Origin of the sequence: Sneathiella sp. (assembly GCF_041689005.1) — a bacterium.
GTDB lineage: Bacteria > Pseudomonadota > Alphaproteobacteria > Sneathiellales > Sneathiellaceae > Sneathiella.
Genome location: NZ_JBDNHC010000015.1, coordinates 1 through 19,124, shown reverse-complemented (window position 1 = coordinate 19,124; position 19,124 = coordinate 1). Strand labels below are relative to the sequence as shown.

Sequence of the window (19,124 nt, the reverse complement as noted above, 5' to 3'; positions counted from 1 at the left end):
AGCTGTAGCTAAACCAGCCCCTATGTGATGACAAGCATCATAATCTGAGCAAATTTAAGAATCGTTTACAAGGATGGATAAACTTCCGATCCATACGAGGTTACCATATTCCCGCCCATTCGAAAGGGACAAATCCACAGAACAAACACCCTTTGTTGTTTTAAAAAAACCTGCTAGCAACAGTCTATGTCCGTTGATGTGGAAAATGTTGTTATCGGTGCTGGGGTTATTGGCCTTGCCATCGCGCGCGCCTTGGCGGCGGCGGGACGTGACGTGCTTGTTCTGGAACAGGCCGGACATTTCGGCAGCGAAACCTCGTCGCGCAACAGCGAGGTGATTCATGCCGGTATTTACTATCCCAAAGACAGCCTGAAAGCCCGATACTGCGTTGAAGGTCGGCGCATGTTGTATGACTATTGCAGAAGTCATAATATCCCCCACCGCGCCTGCGGAAAGTTGATTGTGGCAACGTCGGAGGCAGAAATCCCGACATTGGAGGAGCTCTGGGAAAAGGCCACGCGAAACAATGTCAATGACCTCACCTTCCTGAACCAGAAAGAAGCTCTCGTCCTCGAACCGTCTCTCATGTGCCAGGCCGCGCTCCTTTCTCCCTCCACCGGTATAATTGATAGCCACCAGTTAATGCTCGCCTACATCGGCGAAATTGAGGATGGCAGCGGGACGATTGCTTTTAACGCTCCCTTTCAATCAGCGCGGCCGGACAAGTACGGGTTTATTGTCACCGCACAGGGAATGACGCTAACCTGCCGGAACCTTATAAATTCAGGCGGCCTCCATGCCCAAACCATTGCCGCGCAAATCCAAGGGCTCGCCCCGGGTCATATTCCGCGGAGGTACCTGACCAAGGGCAGTTATTTCACCATGACCGCGGCGGCGCCCTTTTCGCGACTGATCTACCCGGTTCCGAACACGGCAAGCCTCGGCATTCATGTCGGGCTGGATATGGCGGGACAGATTCGATTCGGGCCCGATCAGGAATGGATCGAGACGATTGACTACAATGTTGACCCGTCCCGGTCTGACGATTTTTATGACGCCATCCGGCGGTACTTTCCGGCACTCCCGGATGAGTGCCTGATCCCGGCCTATGCCGGAATACGGCCGAAACTGCAATCACCGACCGGCGCCGCTGCTGATTTTGTCATTGATGATGAGGGCGTCCATAGCCTGCCGGGCCTAATCAACCTGTTTGGCATCGAGAGCCCCGGTCTGACGTCAAGCCTGAAGATCGGTAGCGTCGTAACTGACCGTTTGAAACGAACTGATCGCCTCTGAATCAGGGCTATGCACCCTCAATCCGCGTTTATCCTCAGTTCGGGTTCGATATTTTATTACACATACTGCCACCGAGCCGACATTTTTTACTCATCCCCGCCCACTTAACGCAAGGAAGCTGCGAACTTCATTTTCCTCCCAGAATTGTGTTGATTTCCGCCCGACGCAGCGAAATATAAGGAATATAGAATGAATAAATTGAAGGTATTTTATGTCGGTATTCACAGCCAAGGAATTTGATAATCACGAAGCGGTCCTGTTTTTTCGGGATGAAGTGTCTGGCCTGAAAGCGATTATCGCGGTTCATGATACGACCCTTGGCCCGGCTCTCGGCGGAACCCGTATGTGGGACTATAAAAGTGAGGAAGACGCAATTACCGATGTTCTTCGGCTGTCCCGTGGCATGACCTACAAATCATCACTCGCAGGCGTTAATCTTGGCGGCGGTAAATCCGTTATCATCGGCGATGCGCAAAAAGACAAATCAGAAAAGCTGTTCAAGGCCTTTGGATGTGCGGTTGAGCGGCTGAACGGCACCTATATTGCCGCCGAAGATGTCGGCACGAGCGTTGCCGACCTTGAAATGGCGCGAAAGATGACATCCCATATTGCCGGTATCAGCGAAGGGAAATGTGGCGACCCCTCTCCCGCGACAGCTTGGGGCGTGTTTAATGGCCTGAAGGCCGCCGTCCATTTCCGCCTGAAAAAAGATGACCTGTCCGGACTGAAAGTGGCGGTGCAGGGTCTCGGCCATGTTGGCTTCGAGCTTTGCCGCTACCTGAAAGAAGCCGGCGCCCGTCTTGTCGTCGCCGATATCGATCCAAACGCCGTCACCCGCGCCATTCGGGAATTTGGCGCAGGAGCAGTGGCGGTTGACGAGATTTATGATGCTGGCGCGGACGTATTTGCGCCTTGTGCCCTTGGTGCCATACTCAACGATGAGACAATTTCCCGCCTGACGGCAAGAATAATTGCGGGCTCTGCCAATAACCAGTTGGCGGAAGATCGTCATGCAGATGTCTTAAAGTCGCGCGGCATTCTGTATGCTCCGGATTACTGTATCAACGCGGGGGGCATTATCGTGATCAGCCATGAAGGCCCGGATTTCGACCGGAAAATCGCAATGGATCAGGTTGCCGGGATCTACAAAACCGCCACCAACATTTTTGAACGCGCCGCCCGGGAAGATACCTCTACCGCTCAAATTGCCGACAAAATTGCTCTTGAGCGGTTGCAGAAGGTCAAGGCGGAACGGAAGTACCTGGCACTCGCCAGCTAGAAAACTCGACCTTACGGCCAGCGGTTGTGCACCCAGAACCAGTGATCCGGGCGCTCGGTGATCCAGCGCTCATAGGTTTCATTGATGGCCTTTAGCAGCGCATAGACATCGGCGGGGCGGTCCCCGGTTTTGGGGGTTTCAATCGCGGGGTAAATCGTCAGCCTCAACTTTCCCGTCTCCAGCCGTTCCGTTCGCATGGGATAGATCGGAATGTCCATTTTACAGGCAATTTCGGCAACCGCTGGCGCCGTCATTGCCTCCCGGCCAAAGAACGGAACCGGCACGCCGGCGTTCAGCTTCTGGTCATTCAGCAGCACAATGGCACCGCCTTGACGGACGCCTTTTAGGATGGCCCGCGCACCTTCCTTGCCCTTCGGATGAAACCGATAATCCGGATCGGCACGCAACTCTTGGAAAAAGGTCTCGACCAGCGGGTTATTTGCCGCGCGATAGATACCGGTCGCTTTCGGTTTCGCATATCGCCCGACGATGGCCACCAATTCCCAAGGACCATAATGCGCGGTTACAAAAAATGCAGCCTTGCCGCTGGCAAGATAGGCATCCAGATGTTCGCTGCCGACAAGCTCCACCCGCGCTGGGTCATCCATCATGCTTTTATTGTACGGAAGTTCACCAACATTACGGCCAAGATTGTCCCACATGTGCAGCAGGGTTTTCTCGATCTTATCGGCACCGAGCGCCGGAAGAGCCCGCGTCATATTCTCCCGGGCAAGCTTATGTACGCTCAGGCGAGGGCCGATTTTCCGGGAGAGCCAGCCACCGAAGCGGGACGCCCGTTCCAATCCGAGACTCCGAAAAACCCCGAAAACGATCCGCACGGCGATCCATTCCAGGCGATATTTCAAGGACGGCTTATTCACGGCGTTGATCCTTCGTCGCCACTGCGCTCCGCAGAAGCCGCTGCAACTCCCGAGGGGCTTCAAAATTCAGCTCAACGTCAAACACAGTCACCATCATTTTTGCCTCAACAGGAAGCCTGACATAGTCCTTTCGGGTGGTAACAAGGGTCGCGCCCCGGCCCGCCGCCAATTCGACCATCTCCATAATTTCCTGTTGAGTATAAACATGATGGTCAGCATAGCTAAAGCATTTTATCAGGTTACATCCGACGTCGAGAAGGCTGTCGAAAAACTTCTCCGGACGGCCGATGCCGGCGAAGGCTACCACCTCTTCATCCGTGATGGCATCATCGATCGCCGTCGGAACCAATTTTGCCTTAAAAACCGGTTTATAAAAATTATCAGGAATTACCGCTGCATTGTTTCCGCGATCGCCCACCATGACGACAGCGTCAGCCCGGGCGAGACCATCCGCTAAACTTTCCCGAAGCGGTCCGGCAGGCAGAAGACGGCCATTGCCGACCCCGTAACGGGCATCAAGGACCAGCAGGGACAAATCCTTATGCAGGCTTGGGTTCTGGAACCCGTCATCCATGATGATCACGTCGGCTCCGGCGTTGGCGGCCGCGGCGGCGCCTTTTACCCGGTCGCTCGAGACCCATGTCGGCGTGACAGCGGCAAGGATCAGCGCTTCATCCCCAACATCGGAAAAGCTGTGGACATCTAGCACCACCCGGACCGGGCCCTTCATCTTGCCCCCATATCCACGCGATAGAAAATGCGGGATCTTCCCTTCCGCCTTGAAAAACTCAGCAAGGGCGACGGCGACGGGGGTTTTCCCGGCCCCGCCCGCGACAACATTGCCAACGCAGATGATCGGCACCGCAACGGACGATGTCGAAGTGAACGACCGTAACTGTCCCAGACCCCGATACAGCCAGCTAAACGGCGTGAGCCACAGCGGCATCAGGCTCTTGGTTCCGGCGCGCCAAAAATCAGGCGTTTTCACGTCCACCCCCGTTCAGAAAGCCTTCTATCCGGGCCACAGTTTTATCCAGCGTTTCCTGACCTCGCGTCACGACGGCGGCGGCATTGTTGACCATAAGCTCCGCCCTCGGATCATCGGCAAAATATGTCGAGACGGCTCTGGCGAGTTCCACCGCATCCGCCACCTCCTCGGTTGCCGCGTTTTCCTCAAAGGCGGTAATCACGTCAGCGAAATTTTCCATATGCGGGCCATGCAGAATGACACAACCAAGGCGTGCGGCCTCAATCGGGTTCTGCCCACCCTTGTCGGCGAACGACCCTCCGACACAGACAATTCTTGCCAGGCGATAAAAAAGCCCAAGTTCCCCGATGGTATCCGCCAGATATATCTCGGTCTTGGCCGTGATCACGTCGCCCCGCGACCGTGTTGCCACGTCAAGCCCCCGCACCGCCAGCATAGCGGCCACCTCATTGCCCCTGTCGGGGTGGCGCGGGACGATAATCGTCAGCAAGTCCGGGAAGGTCTGCTGCAACCGCGCATGCGCGTCAGCAACAACCGCCTCTTCTCCATCGTGGGTGCTGGCCGCGAGCCAGAGAGGCCGCCCCGCCATCTGTTGTTCCATTCCGGCCAGCACTTGCGCATCCACAGGAAGCGGATCAGCGGAAAATTTCAGGTTCCCCAGATACTCGACCGGATCCGCGCCAAGCGCGCGCAATCGCTGTGCCGAGGCTTCCGACTGCGCTGTGCAATAGTCAAACCGGCCCAGAAGCTGCCGGGAAAAGCCGAGGGATTTTCGCCAGAGATTATAGGATTTCTCGGCAATGCGGGCATTCACCATCATCATCGGAATGCGCCGGGCAGATGTCTCAGTAATCAGGTTCGGCCAGATTTCCGATTCCATCCAGATTGCTATATCCGGTCGCCAGTGATCTAGAAACCGGACCACCGCCAGTTTCCTGTCGATGGGGATAAACTGGTGGCAGGCCGCTGCTGGCAGGCGGGCCTGCATAATATTCGCCGACGTGCGGGTGCCAGTGGTCACAAGAATATGCCGGGCGGGCGATCCAGCAATCAACCTGTCAACGAGAGTAAGCGCCGACACCGCCTCCCCGACCGACGCCGCATGGATCCAGACAAGCTCGCCCTCGGGCCGGGACAATGACGCCGTTCCGTATCGTTCACCGATACGTGCTGCATCTTCCTTGCCCCGAGCGAGACGTCCGTCCATATGACAGCGAATAAGCGGCGATGCGGCAAAGAGCAGGCCGTTATAAAGCGCCATGAACATCAGGCGCCCGCGGCTTTCTTGTGCGGCTTGACCACCTTGTCCCGGCTTTCCGGCTCGACAGTCTCGCGGCCGCAGGTATCATCGGCGGTGCGCGTGATCGTTGTCAGGCTATCCTCTATTTGCAGGCGAGCCCGCTCGAATGCGCCGTCCTCGTCGCGCCTTGGGACATGAATCGCATCACCCCATGTCACCACGCCACGGCTGAACGGCGCCGCGACGAAAAACCTGTCCCAACTCCCGAGCAACTTTCCGCGTGTCGTCGAATAGCTGACCGGGAACACCGGCAGCGCCGACATCGCGGCCAATCGCACAACCCCTTCTTGCGCCCGCATGCGGGGGCCCCGGGGACCGTCCGGTGTAATCACCGCCACCTCCCCGCGTTTGAGGGCTTTCAGCATTTGCTTGATTGCCGCCTGGGCGCCTTTGGTGGCCGAGCCGCGAATACTTTCCTGACCCCAGTGTTTTATGGTGCGGGCAATGATCTCACCATCACCATGGTGAGAGATCATGACATTGACGGGGGTTTTACGTTTCACGGAAATCGGCATCATCAGAAGGCGCCCATGCCAAAACGCTAGGATGAATGGTTTTCCCTCCGCCATCAAGCTATGAGGGGCCGTGCCATTGATGACCTGCCAGCGGCTGCTGCGATAGACAAGCCAGATATAGCCAGCCGCCAAATAGCTGATCACAGCTTTCGCGCCGTCACTTTTCAATATTTTCTTTATAGCCTGCAAGTATCTGTGTTTCCCCGGCAATTTCCCCGCCCGATATATCCTGCCCCACCCGCAAATTCCAGCGCAATTGGCAAAAACCCTGTGATGCCTGTATCACATTGGCAGGATTTGGTCTTTATTTACATTCTGCAATTGCGGGACAGTCTATAAATCACTACCCTTTGCTAATGTGAATACGCCTGTCCGGCAACCCGTTATTTAGAAAGGTCGGATAATCATGTCCTCAACTCTCGTTCCCGAAATTCTGGCCTCCGCTTGCCCGCATGACTGCCCGTCAACCTGTGCGCTGGAGATTGAACGGCTGGATGGAAACCGCATTGGCCGGGTCCGGGGCGCCAAGGACAACAGCTACACCGCCGGGGTCATCTGCGCCAAGGTCGCGCGCTATGCGGAACGCACCCACCATCCTGACCGCCTAATGCATCCCCTCCGCCGCGTCGGCCCAAAGGGCGCGGGACAATGGGAGCAGATTTCGTGGGATGAAGCCCTCGATGAAGTTGCGACGGAATTCCTGAAGCGCGAAACCGAATATGGCGCCGAGACTATCTGGCCCTATTATTACGCAGGAACTATGGGACTGGTGCAGCGGGACGGCATCAACCGGCTCCGGCACGTCAAGAAATATTCCGGACAGCATTCCACCATCTGCACAACATTAGCGTGGGGAGGCTGGATGGTCGGCACAGGTGCCCTGCGCGGCACCGATCCACGGGAGATGGCGAAATCCGATCTTGTCATCATCTGGGGCACCAACGCGGTCCATACGCAGGTCAATGTCATGACCCATGCAACCCGCGCCCGCAAGGAAAGAGGTGCGAAAATCGTCGTTGTCGATCCCTATCGCAATGCCACCGCCCTTGCCGCCGATATTCATCTGATGGTCCGACCCGGCACCGACGGGGCGCTTGCCTGCGCGGTTATGCATATTCTGTTTGCGGAAAATATGGCGGATCGCGCCTATATGGAGAAATATACCAAGGGCGCCGCCGAACTTGAAGCCCATCTCAAGACCCGCACCCCCGAATGGGCATCGGCCATCACCGGTCTGACCGTCGAGGAGATATATGCCTTCGCCCGTCTTTACGGCCAGACGAAAAAGTCCTTTCTCCGGCTTGGGTATGGCTTTTCGCGCAGCCGTAACGGGTCGGTCAATATGCATGCGGCAAGTTGCCTCGCGGCGGTCACAGGCTCCTGGCAATATGAGGGCGGCGGCGCCTTTCACAATAATGGCGGCATTTTTCATTGGAACAAGACGCTGATTGAAGGGCTGGATGCGAGAGACCGCTCCGTCCGGCAGCTTGACATGTCCCGGATCGGACCGGTCCTGACGGGCGATAAAAGGGACATCGGCGATGGCCCGCCAGTAACAGCACTTTTTATCCAGAATATGAATCCGATGGATGTCGCACCAGAACTCGGCAAGGTTCATGCGGGGTTTGCGCGCGAGGACCTGTTCACCTGCGTGCATGAACAGTTTATGACTGAAACTGCGCGGATGGCCGACATCGTCCTGCCCGCCACGACCTTTGTCGAGCATGACGACTTCTATCAGGGCGGCGGCCAGAACCACATCATGATGGGCGCAAAAATCATTGAACCTCTTGGGGAATGCCGCTCCAATCACGATGTTATTTCTGCGCTGGCCAAACGGCTGGGGGCAGAGCATCGCGGGTTTGAGATGACGGCGATGGAAATGATTGATGAAACGCTTAAGGTATCCGGCTGGCCCGATGCCAAGAACCTGACGGCGAGCAAGTGGCATGACTGCCAGATTCCGTACGAGAAAGCGCATTATCTGAACGGTTTTGCCCATTCCGACGGAAAATTTCATTTCACCCCGGACTGGTCACGGATCGGGCCGGATTTTGCTGGCATGCCAACCCTTCCTGATCACTGGGAAATCATCGACACGGCCGACGCGGAACATCCCTACCGAATGGTGACTGCGCCGGCACGAAACTTCCTCAATTCCAGCTTTACGGAAACCCCCTCCTCGCGCAAGCAGGAGAAACGGCCAACAGTCAAAATCTGCAAGAGCGACGCCGACGCCATCGGGACTGAAGAAGGGGCGATTGTCCGGCTCGGTAACCGACTGGGCTCACTCGCCATCCATGTGGAGATATTCAACGGCGTACAGCCGGGAACTGTCATTGTCGAAGGTGTTTGGCCCGGAAAATTCTTTATCGAAAAGATCGGCATCAACTTGCTGATCAGCGCCGATGCTGGCAAACCCAATGGCGGTGCCGTTTTTCATGACACCGCAGTCTGGATTAAAACCGAGGCCGGTTAGCAGCCTCGCCCGCAATCATAGTAATCCGAGAGAGCGAAGCTCCGCCGCCATCTCCTCGGAAAGATCGCCCTCGCTTTCGTCATCGTCATTTGCTTCCGTGACCAGGTCGCGCAGATCACGCGGGGCATCATCGTCCTCCAGATAGCGCCAGCCCTGATGCGGCCCCCGGGAGAAGAGTTCCGTTTCGACCAGTTCAGAGTCAAGCATAATGCCGCATTTCTCGCCCTCATGATCGAACAGCCGTTCCAGCGAGGTCACTTTCTGACGCACAGCGATATGGCCTTTAATGATCCAGTAAACGGACCCACCCTCAAGAAGTTCGGCTTCCCGTTTTGGACGCTGCTTCGTCACATGACACAACGGACCGGCAATCAGCCGACGTGATTGGCTGGAGCGCAATTGCTCGACAGATGAACTGCCGACGCTAACAATAAGAAGATGTACTGACATACCCCGCAAAATACTCCTAATCCACCGCACTTGTCCAGTGAAGCTGGATTAATTGAGTTTTTCCTTAAGCGCCCTTGCGACACTTGAGACCGGGGCACGGCCGAGATAGTCAGAAATAAACCAAGCGGTCTTGACGAGTCTCGTAAGATTGATCCCGCTCTCTATCCCCATGCCATCCAGCATATAGACGACATCTTCCGTCGCGACATTGCCGGTCGCACCGGGCGCGTAGGGACAACCACCAAGCCCGGCGACAGAGCTGTCGAGCTTAGAAATTCCCATCTCCAGCGCCGCATGGTAATTGGCAAGCGCCTGTCCGTAGGTGTCATGAAAATGCACACCGATTACCTCAAGCGGAATTACCTTCGCCACCGCCTCGATCACGCGCTGGGTGCGGATCGGCGTGCCAACGCCAATGGTATCGGCGAGGGAGATTTCATATGCGCCCATGTCATAGAGCTTTTTGGCGACATCGGCGACAGCTGCGGGCGCTATCTCCTCCTCAAACGGACTCCCGAGCGCGCAGGATACACTTGCCCGATAGGGAATGCCATCACGTTTCGCCGCCTCCGTTACCGGAATGAACCGTTCAAGACTCTCGGCGATGGAGCAGTTGATATTCTTCTGGTTAAAGATTTCCGAGGCGGCACTGAAAATCTCGATCTCATCCGCGCCGGAGGCGACTGCCCCCTCATACCCTCTGGCGTTCGGCGTCAGCACCGCATAGGTGACCCCGTCATAGCGGGTCACTCTCGCCATGACATCGGCAGTATCCGCCATCTGCGGCACCCATTTCGGCGAGACGAAGCTGCCGGTTTCAATCGCCGTAACGCCCGCCTCCACCAGCCGCTCAATCAGTTCCACCTTGATGTCGGCCGGGACCATCTGCTTTTCATTCTGCAGACCGTCGCGCGCGCCGACTTCAAAAATACGTACTTTCCTTGGATAAGCCATTATTCCTCTTCACTCTCCATCCGCACAAGAAGAGTCCCTTCATCCACCTGATCCCCGACTTCATGGAATATATCGGCGACGATGCCATCTGACGAGGCCGTCAATGTATGTTCCATTTTCATCGCTTCCAGCACGATAAGCGCGTCGCCCTTGGACACAGTCGCCCCCGTTTGCGTGAAAATCTGGATGATTTTTCCTGGCATGGGGGCCGTGATCGCTCCGCCGCCGCTATCCTCTCCCGTGCCATCGAAATCATCAATGACCCAGAAGAGCTCAGTCTGTCGCCCAGCCGTCATGACCGTCACCTTCGATCCGCTGACAGTGACGCCCGCAGAGAGCTTATGCCCCGACAGCGTTGCGCGCAGACCACCGTCCTCGCTGCGTTCAGCTGTCGCGACACCAGGGCCGGAGGGGAGCATCAAGCGGACGCCCCTATCCTCGAATATCGCATGAATGGTAACGTCTTCGTCATTGATTTTGAACGTAAAGTCATCATGGCCGATGTCGTTGAGCCGCCACGCCGTCATGCTGTCCCAAGGCGAATAAGGATCGCTGGTATTTTTGCGCGAGTCATGATGGGCTTGATCCCGCTCCAGCAGGATATAAAGAACGGCAAGGGCAATATCCTGATCGGTCGGCGCGGGCGCGCCCGGAATCAGATCGTCCTTAAATCGCTCGATAAAGCCGGTATCCAACTCCTTGGCCGCGAAGGCCGGATGGGCAGCAATCTTTCCCAAGAAATCCAGATTACTGGCGACACCGGCGAGTTGATAGTCGCTGAGGGCGGTGCGCAACTTCTGAAGCGCCGCCGGACGGGTTTCGTCCCATACAATCAATTTGGCAATCATCGGATCATAAAAAGGCGTGACCACATCGCCCTCTCGCACACCAGTATCTATACGGACACTGTCGCTCGATTTTGGCGGCCTCAACCGCAGCAGCTGACCTGTCGCGGGCAGAAAGTCGTTCGCCGGATCCTCCGCATAAATACGGACCTCAAAAGCATGGCCGGAGATTGACAGTTCTTCCTGAGTGAGCGGCAGTTTCCCGCCGGCAGCAACAGTCAGCTGCCAGTCCACGAGATCCTGTCCCGTGATCATTTCCGTCACCGGATGTTCGACTTGAAGCCTGGTGTTCATCTCCATGAAATAAAAGGCATCTTCCTTCAGGCCTTCTGACACGTCGGCAATAAATTCGATGGTGCCGGCGCCGACGTAGCCAATGGCTTTCGTTGCCGCAACCGCCGCGGCGCCCATGGCCTCGCGCATGGTCTGAGGCATATCCGGGGCCGGCGCCTCCTCGATCACCTTCTGGTGGCGACGCTGCAGGGAGCAATCGCGCTCAAACAGGTAAACCGCATTACCGTGGGTATCGGCAAATACCTGAATTTCAATATGGCGGGGCTTGGTCAGATATTTCTCTATCAGGACACGCGCATCCCCGAAGGCCGATAGTCCCTCGCGCATGGCGGAGGCAAGCGCAGCCGCAAATTCCTTGGCACTATCGACCCGGCGCATGCCCTTGCCGCCGCCGCCCGCAACTGCCTTGATCAAAACCGGATAGCCAATTTTTTCGGCCTCTTTCGCCAGCATGTCAGGATCTTGGCCCTCACCGTGATAGCCGGGAACCACGGGAACTCCCGCCTTGACCATCAATGCCTTCGCCGCGTCCTTCAATCCCATGGCCCGAATTGCTGCGGCGGGCGGGCCTATAAAGGCGATCCCCGCCGCTTCGCATTTCTCGGCAAATCCGGCATTTTCGGACAGGAACCCATAGCCCGGATGGATTGCCTCCGCCCCGGTCTCGCGCGCCACTTCCAGAATTAGGTCGGCTTTCAGGTAACTTTCGGACACCTCCGCCGGGCCGATCAGAACGGCCTCGTCCGCCATTTCGACATGGCGCGCCGCAGCATCCGCCTCGGAATAAACCGCCACGGTTTTAATGCCGAGCTTCGCCGCCGTTTCCATGACCCGACAGGCGATTTCGCCGCGGTTCGCTATAAGTATTTTTTTAAACACGGATGAGGTCTCACTTTCAATCAGTTGAGGGTCCAGGAGGGGCGGCGCTTATCGAGAAAAGCCTGAATGCCCTCGATTGCCTCGTCAGTTGTACGGCGGGCGGCTATGCGGGCAGCCGTTTCGTCAATAACATCCTGATTTATCGGCCGGTCGGCCACCGTGTAAATCAGGTCCTTTGAATCTGCCATGGCCCCCGGCGCATTCCTGGATATCTGATCAAGCAGGACATCCCGCGCCTCAGCCAGATGATGCACATCCTCAACCAGCATATGCAACAGGCCGAGCCGATGGGCTTCCTCGGCGTCGAACACCTCGGCTGTCAGGAAATAGCGGCGGCAGGCCCGAATGCCGATTGCCTCGACGACATACGGCGAAATGACTGCCGGTAACAGTCCCAGCTTGACTTCCGAGAGACAGAACTTTGCGGACTTAACCCCGATGGCAATGTCACAGGCCGCAACCAATCCAAGGCCGCCGCCATAAGCCGCCCCCTGCACCAGTGCTATAGTCGGCTTCGGGATGGCATGCAGGTTTTTCAACATCCGGCCAAGGACGCGGCTGTCTTCACGGTTATCCTCTTCGGTGAAATGCGCCGCCCGCTTCATCCAGTTGAGGTCGGCACCGGCGCAATAGCTCTTACCCGCCGCGGCAACGACGACGGCACGGACCCCGTCCTGACGGCCGACATCCTCGAACATATCACCAAGCCGCTCAATCAGTTCCTCATCGAAGGCGTTATGCACCTCGGGCCGGTTGAGGGTGATGGTTGCAATGCCATCGGTCGAAAAATGCAATACAGCTGATTCTTCACTCATAAACTCTCTCCTACATCCTGAACAGGCCAAATTTTGTTGGTTCTATGGGGGCATTCAGCGATGCCGACACCCCAAGCGCGATGACGCGGCGGGTTTCCGCCGGATCAATAATGCCATCATCCCAGACACGGGCACTCGCGAAATACGGATGCCCTTCGACTTCATATTGTGCTTCAATCGGCGCCTTGAACGCCGCTTCCTCTTCCGCGCTCCAGGTTTCCCCGCGGCCTTCCATGCTGTCGCGTTTCACCGTCGCCAGAACCGCGGCGGCCTGCGGACCGCCCATCACCGAAATCCGCGCATTCGGCCACATCCAAAGCAGGCGCGGACTATAGGCGCGTCCCGCCATACCGTAATTGCCGGCCCCGAACGACCCACCGAAGATCATCGTGAATTTCGGCACTTTCGCGGTGGCAACTGCCGTTACCAGCTTGGCGCCATCTTTCGCGATGCCGCCGGCTTCATATTTTTGCCCGACCATGAAGCCGGTGATATTTTGCAAGAAGATGAGCGGGATATTGCGCTGACAGCACAGCTCGATGAAATGCGCGCCTTTGAGCGAGGATTCCGAGAAAAGAATACCGTTGTTGGCAATAATACCGACCGGATAGCCATGTAGATGAGCAAAGCCGGTGATCAGCGTCGTACCGTAATTCTTCTTGAACTCGTCGAACTCGGAACCGTCGACGACACGGGCAATGATCTCACGCACATCGAACGGTATGCGGTTATCCTTCGGGATCAGACCATAGATTTCCTTTGGATCATACAGCGGCTCTTTCGGTGCCCGGACCTCAAGTTGCATTGGTTTCGGACGGTTGAATGAGGCCACGCACGCACGCGCAATCTGCAGGGCATGGGTGTCGTTTTCGGCCATATGGTCGGTGACGCCCGAGGTGCGCGAATGCACCTCCGCCCCGCCGAGATCCTCGGCCGAAACGATTTCGCCGGTGGCCGCCTTCACAAGCGGCGGTCCGGCAAGGAAGATCGTCCCCTGATTGCGGACGATGATGCTTTCATCGCACATCGCCGGAACGTAGGCACCGCCCGCCGTGCAGGAGCCCATGACGACGGCAATCTGCGGAATGCCGAGCGCCGACATGTTCGCTTGATTATAGAAGCTGCGGCCAAAATGGTCGCGGTCCGGGAAAACGTCCTGCTGATTCGGTAGGTTGGCCCCGCCGGAATCAACAAGATAAATGCAGGGCAGGTTATTCTGTTGCGCCACTTCCTGCGCGCGCAGATGTTTTTTTACGGTCAGCGGATAATAGGTGCCGCCCTTCACCGTCGCGTCATTGCAGATAACAACGCATTCCCGCCCCTCGATCCGGCCGATCCCGGTAATGATCCCGGCGGAATTGATCTCCCCGCCATACATATCCCAGGCAGCCATCTGGCTGAACTCAAGGAACGGCGAGCCGGGATCGAGTAATTTCCGCACCCGCTCCCGCGGCAAGAGCTTGCCGCGCGACAGATGCTTGTCCCGCGCCCGTTCGCCGCCGCCCTGCTTGATATGGGCAACTTTCTCCTTCAGGTCCTCCACCAGCGAGGTCATATGCGTCGCATTGGTCTTAAAGTCGTCGCTGCGGGTATTCAGATTTGATTTAAGTACAGACATTTTATGCTGGCTTCCTTTTCTCAGCCGGGAAATACAGCAGGATAGCCCCTGCTGATATTAACTTTTGCGCAATCGTTTGCTTGGCGAATGTCGGGCAGTGTGTTACGGATTTGGCTCCAGACAAGAAACAAAAAAGGAGCCAGGAATGGCCTATAAAGCTTTTGACCTTACCGGCAAGGTCGCTCTCATTACAGGTGGAAACGGTGGAATTGGGCTTGGCATGGCGGACGCGATCGCCCAGGCGGGCGCGGATGTCTGCATCTGGGGCACCAACGAGACCAAGAACGCCGCCGCCGTCGAGCAGCTCAAGACCCATGGTACCCGCGTCTCGTCGCTGATCTGCAATGTTTCCGACGAAAGCGAGGTTAAGGATTGCTTTGCCGAGACGCTCTCGCAGTTCGGCCGCGTGGATGGCTGCTTTGCGAACGCAGGCGTCAGCTCGGGCAAGAAATCCTTCCTCGATATTGACGATGCGGAATGGCACCGGGTTCTGGGTGTCAATCTGGACGGCGTCTTTTATACAATGCAGGCAGCGACCAGGCATATGGTGGAACGCGCCAAAAACGGTGATCCCGGCGGACGGCTTGTCGGTACCGCCAGCCTTGCGGCGATTTCCGGCGCGGCCCGGAACGAGCATTACGCGGCGACAAAAGGCGGCGTTATCTCGATGATCCGCGCTCTCGCCGTCGAATTCGCTAAATACGATATCACGGCGAACGCCATTTTGCCCGGTTGGATCGAGACGGCGATGACGGAAAATGCCATGAACTGGCAGAAATTTTCCGACGCAGTCAAGCCGCGCATTCCAGCAGGGCGCTGGGGCAAGCCGGAGGATTTCGGTGGTCAGGCCGTCTATATCATGTCGAACGCCAGCAGCTACCACACCGGCGATACTTTCCTGATCGACGGGGGCTACTTCCTGTTCTAGAGGCAGGGTTATGTCGGACATCATCAGGACTCTTTACGCCGCCGCCAGATGGCGGGCGATGACCAGCTTCTGAATGTCCGACGTGCCTTCGTAAATCTGGCAAACCCGGACATCCCGGTAGATCTTCTCGACCGGGTAGTCGGCGATATACCCGTTCCCGCCAAGGGTCTGGATCGCACCGGAGCAGACTTCCTCAGCCATTTCGGAGGCAAAGAGCTTGGCCATGCTCGCTTCCGTCAGGCATGGCAGCCCCGCATCCTTCAATGTTGCGGCATGCAGCACCATCTGGCGGGCAACCTCCAGCTTCGTTGCCAAATCGGCAAGACGAAAGCCTACGGCCTGATGCTCGATAATGGCTTTCCCAAACGAATGGCGTTCCTTCGCGTACTCAATGGCGTGCGCAAGCGCCGCGCCTGCCATGCCAACGCTCTGCGCGGCAATGCCGATACGCCCGGTTTCGAGGTTAGCAAGGGCGATGCGATATCCTGCACCTTCTGCGCCGAGCATGGCCGAAGCTGAAACACGCATTTCCTCGAACGCGACCTGACAGGTATCAGACGCTTTCTGACCGAGCTTTTTCTCGACCGAAACAACGCGATACCCCTCCGCGTCGGTCGGCACGATAAAGCAGCTGATCCCCTTTTTGCCGGCGTCTGGATCAGTGACGGCAAAGACCAGCGCGACGCCGCCGATCTGACCGGAAGTGATAAATTGCTTGAGACCATTAATGATAAAATGATCGCCATCCCGCCGCGCCCGGGTTTTAAGCGCGGAGGCATCGGAGCCAGCCTGCGGTTCTGTCAAGCAGAACGCGCCGATCTTCTCACCTTTGGCGAGAGGGACGAGATATTCCTGCTTTTGCGCCTCGCTGCCTTGCTTCAGCAGCCCAGCGCAGCAAGGCGAGTTATTGACACTCATGACAGTGGAAACCGCGCCGTCCCCGCCCGCAATTTCCATCAGGGCAAGGGCGTAAGAAACAAAGTCCGTTTCCGCGCCGCTGTAGGTTTCGGGCACCGTCATGCCCATCAAGCCAAGCTGCCCCATTTCAGCGAAAATCTCAGGCGGAATCGCCGCGGCCTCTTCCCAGGCGGCGGAATTGGGGGCCAGACGCTTCGCAGCAAAGTCCCGCGCCATATCGCGGATCATTGTCTGCTCTTCAGATAAAATCATAATTTTCTCCCCGTCCGGCCCGTTATTCCCGTCTCGTCAGTTCATAAGTTCCAACGCCATTGCCGTCGCTTCACCGCCGCCGATGCAAAGGGCCGCAACACCGCGTTTTTTGCCGTATTTCTGCAAGGCAGACAGCAACGTTACAACGATCCGCGCCCCGGAGGCGCCGACGGGGTGCCCCAGTGCACAGGCACCGCCATGAACATTGACTTTCGCGTGATCGAGACCGAGATCCTTCATCGCCGCCATGGCAACAACAGCAAAGGCCTCGTTAATCTCAAACAGGTCAACGTCATCGTTAGTCCAATGAACCTTGTCCATGACTTTCCGGATGGCATCGATCGGCGCCATGGTAAATTCGGAAGGTTTCCGGGCATGGGTCGCATGGGCGAGGAATTTGGCAATCGGCTTCAGGCCGCGCCGCTTGGCTTCGCTTTCCTTCATCAGCACCAGCGCCGCGCCGCCATCGGAGATCGATGAGGAGTTTGCCGCCGTGACGGTTCCGTCTTTCGCGAAGGCGGGCTTCAGGGTTGGGATCTTGTCCGGATTGCCCTTCATCGGCTGCTCGTCCTTGTCGATGGTGACCTCGCCTTTCCGGCTCGTGTAGGTCACCGGCGTGATTTCGGCGGCAAAGCTGCCGTCTTCCGTCGCCTTCTTGGCCCGCGCCAGCGATTCAATCGCGTAGGCGTCCTGCGCCTGACGGGTGAACTGGTAAAGGCCCGCCGTCTCCTCGGCAAAGCTGCCCATCAGACGGCCTTCCTCATAAGCGTCTTCAAGGCCATCGAGGAACATATGATCCTTCACCTCGCCATGGCCGAGCCGTAACCCGGCACGCATCTTCGGCAGGATATAGGGCGCATTGGTCATGCTCTCGAAGCCACCGGCGACCATCACATTGCTGCTTTCCGCCTTGATGGCATCAAAGGCATACATGGCCGCACGCATGCCGGAGCCGCACATCTTGTTGACCGTCGTGCAGCCGACGGAATCGGGAATGCCGGCCCCGAAGGAAGCCTGCCGCGCCGGGGCCTGACCGAGGCCCGCGGGCAGCACGCAGCCCATGATGACTTCATCAATATCCTCGCCAGTGACGCCCGCGCGGGCCATGGCCGCCTGGATGGCAATGGCACCGAGTTTCGGGGCCTTCACATCGGATAGGTCGCCCTGGAATCCGCCCATGGGAGTTCTCGCCATACCGACGATGACTACTGGATCTTCATTCATTTTTTTCTCCATTTTCAATTGGTTATTTATTTTTCTTATGCTGTTTCATTAAAAAGCTCACGGCCGATCAGCATGCGGCGGACCTCGCTGGTGCCCGCGCCGATCTCATAAAGCTTTGCATCCCTGAGCAAGCGGCCCGTGGGATATTCGTTGATATAGCCGTTACCGCCAAGCGCCTGAATAGCCTCCAAGGCCATCCAAGTCGCCTTTTCGGCGGCATAGAGAATGACCCCGGCGGAATCCTTGCGGGTCGTCTCGCCTCGGTCGCACGCCCGCGCCACCGTATAGACATAAGCCTTGCAGGCATTCATGGTCGAATACATATCGGCGACCTTGCCCTGCATCAACTGAAAAGTACCGATGGGCTGGCCGAACTGTTCGCGGTCATGAATATAGGGAATGACGCTGTCCATGCAGGCTTGCATGATGCCAAGCGGGCCCGCGGACAGGACCACCCGTTCATAGTCAAGGCCACTCATCAGCACCCGGACACCCTCATTGAGCGGCCCGAGAATATTCTCCTCCGGGACCTCGCAGTCCTCAAACACCAACTCGCAGGTGTTGGAGCCGCGCATTCCGAGCTTGTCGAGTTTTTGCGCCGTCGAAAATCCCTTAAACCCCTTCTCGATGAGAAAGGCCGTAATGCCGCGCGGACCGGCGCCCGGCACCGTTTTAGCATAAACTACAAGTACATTTGCATCGGGACCGTTGGTAATCCAGAACTTGTTGCCGTTCAGGATATAGCGATCGCCCTTTTTCTCCGCCTTGAGACGCATGGATACAACGTCAGAGCCAGCGCCCGGCTCACTCATGGCCAGCGCGCCAACATGTTCGCCGGTAATCAGTTTGGGAAGATATTTCTGCTTCTGTTCTTCCGTGCCATTACGATGTATCTGATTGACGCAGAGATTGGAATGGGCGCCGTAGGATAGGCCAACCGACGCCGAAGCGCGGCTGATTTCCTCAACTGCCACGCAATGCTCGAGATAGCCGAGACCAGCGCCGCCATAGGCTTCGTCCACCGTGATGCCGAGCAGGCCAAGGGCCCCCATCTTCTGCCACATATCCGCGGGGAACTCGTTGGTTTCATCAATCTCCGCCGCGCGCGGGGCGAGTTCATCGGCGACAAAGCTGGCGACCGTGTCTCGCAGCATATCGGCGGTTTCACCAAGACCGAAATTCAAGCTGGGAAAATGAATGGCTGACATT

The 19,124-nt window shown here is 57.1% G+C and carries 16 protein-coding genes; 4 read left to right on the top strand and 12 right to left on the bottom strand.

Going from position 1 to position 19,124, the window contains the following annotated elements; genetic code table 11:
- Nucleotides 1–186: 186 nt before the first annotated feature.
- Together ACESNI_RS01780 and ACESNI_RS01775 are read left to right on the top strand one after the other, a co-directional pair.
- Nucleotides 187–1,296, top strand: a complete 1,110-nt coding sequence (locus tag ACESNI_RS01780; protein WP_373084410.1) for an NAD(P)/FAD-dependent oxidoreductase — start codon at nucleotides 187–189, stop codon at nucleotides 1,294–1,296.
- 211 nt (nucleotides 1,297–1,507) lie between these two features.
- Nucleotides 1,508–2,575 carry a Leu/Phe/Val dehydrogenase gene (locus ACESNI_RS01775; protein WP_373084408.1) on the top strand — a complete coding sequence of 356 codons (1,068 nt, stop codon included), beginning with the start codon at nucleotides 1,508–1,510 and terminating at the stop codon, nucleotides 2,573–2,575.
- A gap of 11 nt (nucleotides 2,576–2,586) precedes the next feature.
- Here the strand turns inward: ACESNI_RS01775 and ACESNI_RS01770 are convergent, their stop codons facing one another.
- Genes ACESNI_RS01770 through ACESNI_RS01755 form a run of 4 tightly spaced genes read right to left on the bottom strand, consistent with a single transcriptional unit; the run spans nucleotide 2,587 to nucleotide 6,448 of the window.
- Nucleotides 2,587–3,456 (bottom strand): lysophospholipid acyltransferase family protein, encoded by an 870-nt coding sequence (locus ACESNI_RS01770; protein WP_373084406.1) that lies wholly within the window; start codon nucleotides 3,454–3,456, stop codon nucleotides 2,587–2,589.
- Nucleotides 3,449–4,444, bottom strand: coding sequence for a tetraacyldisaccharide 4'-kinase (lpxK, locus tag ACESNI_RS01765; protein ID WP_373084404.1), 996 nt, complete (start codon nucleotides 4,442–4,444; stop codon nucleotides 3,449–3,451). The genes ACESNI_RS01770 and lpxK overlap by 8 nt, the downstream gene beginning before the upstream one ends.
- Nucleotides 4,431–5,705: a 3-deoxy-D-manno-octulosonic acid transferase gene (locus ACESNI_RS01760; RefSeq protein WP_373084403.1), complete on the bottom strand. Its 1,275-nt coding sequence runs from the start codon at nucleotides 5,703–5,705 to the stop codon at nucleotides 4,431–4,433. Before ACESNI_RS01760 ends, lpxK begins: the two co-directional genes overlap by 14 nt.
- Before the next feature lie 5 nt (nucleotides 5,706–5,710).
- Nucleotides 5,711–6,448: a lysophospholipid acyltransferase family protein gene (locus ACESNI_RS01755; RefSeq protein WP_373084401.1), complete on the bottom strand. Its 738-nt coding sequence runs from the start codon at nucleotides 6,446–6,448 to the stop codon at nucleotides 5,711–5,713.
- Between the two features lie 217 nt (nucleotides 6,449–6,665).
- On the opposite strand from ACESNI_RS01755, the gene ACESNI_RS01750 reads away from it, so the two are divergent.
- Nucleotides 6,666–8,738 (top strand): molybdopterin-dependent oxidoreductase, encoded by a 2,073-nt coding sequence (locus ACESNI_RS01750; protein WP_373084399.1) that lies wholly within the window; start codon nucleotides 6,666–6,668, stop codon nucleotides 8,736–8,738.
- Between the two features lie 15 nt (nucleotides 8,739–8,753).
- On the opposite strand, the gene ACESNI_RS01745 is transcribed toward ACESNI_RS01750, so the two are convergent.
- Genes ACESNI_RS01745 through ACESNI_RS01725 form a run of 5 tightly spaced genes read right to left on the bottom strand, consistent with a single transcriptional unit; the run spans nucleotide 8,754 to nucleotide 14,593 of the window.
- A complete protein-coding gene (locus ACESNI_RS01745; RefSeq protein WP_373084397.1) occupies nucleotides 8,754–9,188 on the bottom strand; it encodes a DUF1489 family protein in 435 nt (144 codons plus the stop codon).
- Between the two features lie 48 nt (nucleotides 9,189–9,236).
- The gene (locus ACESNI_RS01740) at nucleotides 9,237–10,142 is read right to left on the bottom strand and encodes a hydroxymethylglutaryl-CoA lyase (RefSeq protein ID WP_373084395.1); all 906 of its coding nucleotides are present in this window, start codon (nucleotides 10,140–10,142) and stop codon (nucleotides 9,237–9,239) included.
- The gene (locus ACESNI_RS01735) at nucleotides 10,142–12,160 is read right to left on the bottom strand and encodes an acetyl-CoA carboxylase biotin carboxylase subunit (RefSeq protein WP_373084393.1); all 2,019 of its coding nucleotides are present in this window, start codon (nucleotides 12,158–12,160) and stop codon (nucleotides 10,142–10,144) included. Before ACESNI_RS01735 ends, ACESNI_RS01740 begins: the two co-directional genes overlap by 1 nt.
- Before the next feature lie 20 nt (nucleotides 12,161–12,180).
- On the bottom strand, nucleotides 12,181–12,975 hold the full coding sequence (locus tag ACESNI_RS01730; RefSeq protein ID WP_373084391.1) for an enoyl-CoA hydratase-related protein: 795 nt from the start codon (nucleotides 12,973–12,975) through the stop codon (nucleotides 12,181–12,183).
- 10 nt (nucleotides 12,976–12,985) lie between these two features.
- Nucleotides 12,986–14,593 carry a carboxyl transferase domain-containing protein gene (locus ACESNI_RS01725; RefSeq protein ID WP_373084389.1) on the bottom strand — a complete coding sequence of 536 codons (1,608 nt, stop codon included), beginning with the start codon at nucleotides 14,591–14,593 and terminating at the stop codon, nucleotides 12,986–12,988.
- Between the two features lie 145 nt (nucleotides 14,594–14,738).
- On the opposite strand from ACESNI_RS01725, the gene ACESNI_RS01720 reads away from it, so the two are divergent.
- Nucleotides 14,739–15,521: an SDR family NAD(P)-dependent oxidoreductase gene (locus ACESNI_RS01720; RefSeq protein WP_373084387.1), complete on the top strand. Its 783-nt coding sequence runs from the start codon at nucleotides 14,739–14,741 to the stop codon at nucleotides 15,519–15,521.
- Nucleotides 15,522–15,554: 33 nt separating this feature from the next.
- Here the strand turns inward: ACESNI_RS01720 and ACESNI_RS01715 are convergent, their stop codons facing one another.
- From ACESNI_RS01715 to ACESNI_RS01705, 3 genes are read right to left on the bottom strand one after another with little or no spacing between them, the layout of a single operon-like run.
- Nucleotides 15,555–16,691, bottom strand: coding sequence for an acyl-CoA dehydrogenase family protein (locus ACESNI_RS01715; RefSeq protein ID WP_373084385.1), 1,137 nt, complete (start codon nucleotides 16,689–16,691; stop codon nucleotides 15,555–15,557).
- 36 nt (nucleotides 16,692–16,727) lie between these two features.
- Nucleotides 16,728–17,915 (bottom strand): acetyl-CoA C-acyltransferase, encoded by a 1,188-nt coding sequence (locus tag ACESNI_RS01710; protein WP_373084382.1) that lies wholly within the window; start codon nucleotides 17,913–17,915, stop codon nucleotides 16,728–16,730.
- Between the two features lie 35 nt (nucleotides 17,916–17,950).
- Entirely contained in the window at nucleotides 17,951–19,123 is a 1,173-nt protein-coding gene (locus ACESNI_RS01705) for an isovaleryl-CoA dehydrogenase (protein ID WP_373084379.1), read from the bottom strand.
- Nucleotide 19,124 lies beyond the last annotated feature (1 nt).

Bases quoted from the DNA above. Each gene is read 5' to 3' on its own strand.
- ACESNI_RS01780 (WP_373084410.1), top strand. From the start codon at position 187: ATGTCCGTTGATGTGGAAAATGTTGTTATCGGTGCTGGGGTTATTGGC.
- ACESNI_RS01775 (WP_373084408.1), top strand. From the start codon at position 1,508: ATGTCGGTATTCACAGCCAAGGAATTTGATAATCACGAAGCGGTCCTG.
- ACESNI_RS01760 (WP_373084403.1), bottom strand. From the start codon at position 5,705: ATGGCGCTTTATAACGGCCTGCTCTTTGCCGCATCGCCGCTTATTCGC.
- ACESNI_RS01750 (WP_373084399.1), top strand. From the start codon at position 6,666: ATGTCCTCAACTCTCGTTCCCGAAATTCTGGCCTCCGCTTGCCCGCAT.
- ACESNI_RS01745 (WP_373084397.1), bottom strand. From the start codon at position 9,188: ATGTCAGTACATCTTCTTATTGTTAGCGTCGGCAGTTCATCTGTCGAG.
- ACESNI_RS01740 (WP_373084395.1), bottom strand. From the start codon at position 10,142: ATGGCTTATCCAAGGAAAGTACGTATTTTTGAAGTCGGCGCGCGCGAC.
- ACESNI_RS01730 (WP_373084391.1), bottom strand. From the start codon at position 12,975: ATGAGTGAAGAATCAGCTGTATTGCATTTTTCGACCGATGGCATTGCA.
- ACESNI_RS01725 (WP_373084389.1), bottom strand. From the start codon at position 14,593: ATGTCTGTACTTAAATCAAATCTGAATACCCGCAGCGACGACTTTAAG.
- ACESNI_RS01720 (WP_373084387.1), top strand. From the start codon at position 14,739: ATGGCCTATAAAGCTTTTGACCTTACCGGCAAGGTCGCTCTCATTACA.
- ACESNI_RS01715 (WP_373084385.1), bottom strand. From the start codon at position 16,691: ATGATTTTATCTGAAGAGCAGACAATGATCCGCGATATGGCGCGGGAC.
- ACESNI_RS01710 (WP_373084382.1), bottom strand. From the start codon at position 17,915: ATGAATGAAGATCCAGTAGTCATCGTCGGTATGGCGAGAACTCCCATG.
- ACESNI_RS01705 (WP_373084379.1), bottom strand. From the start codon at position 19,123: ATGTCAGCCATTCATTTTCCCAGCTTGAATTTCGGTCTTGGTGAAACC.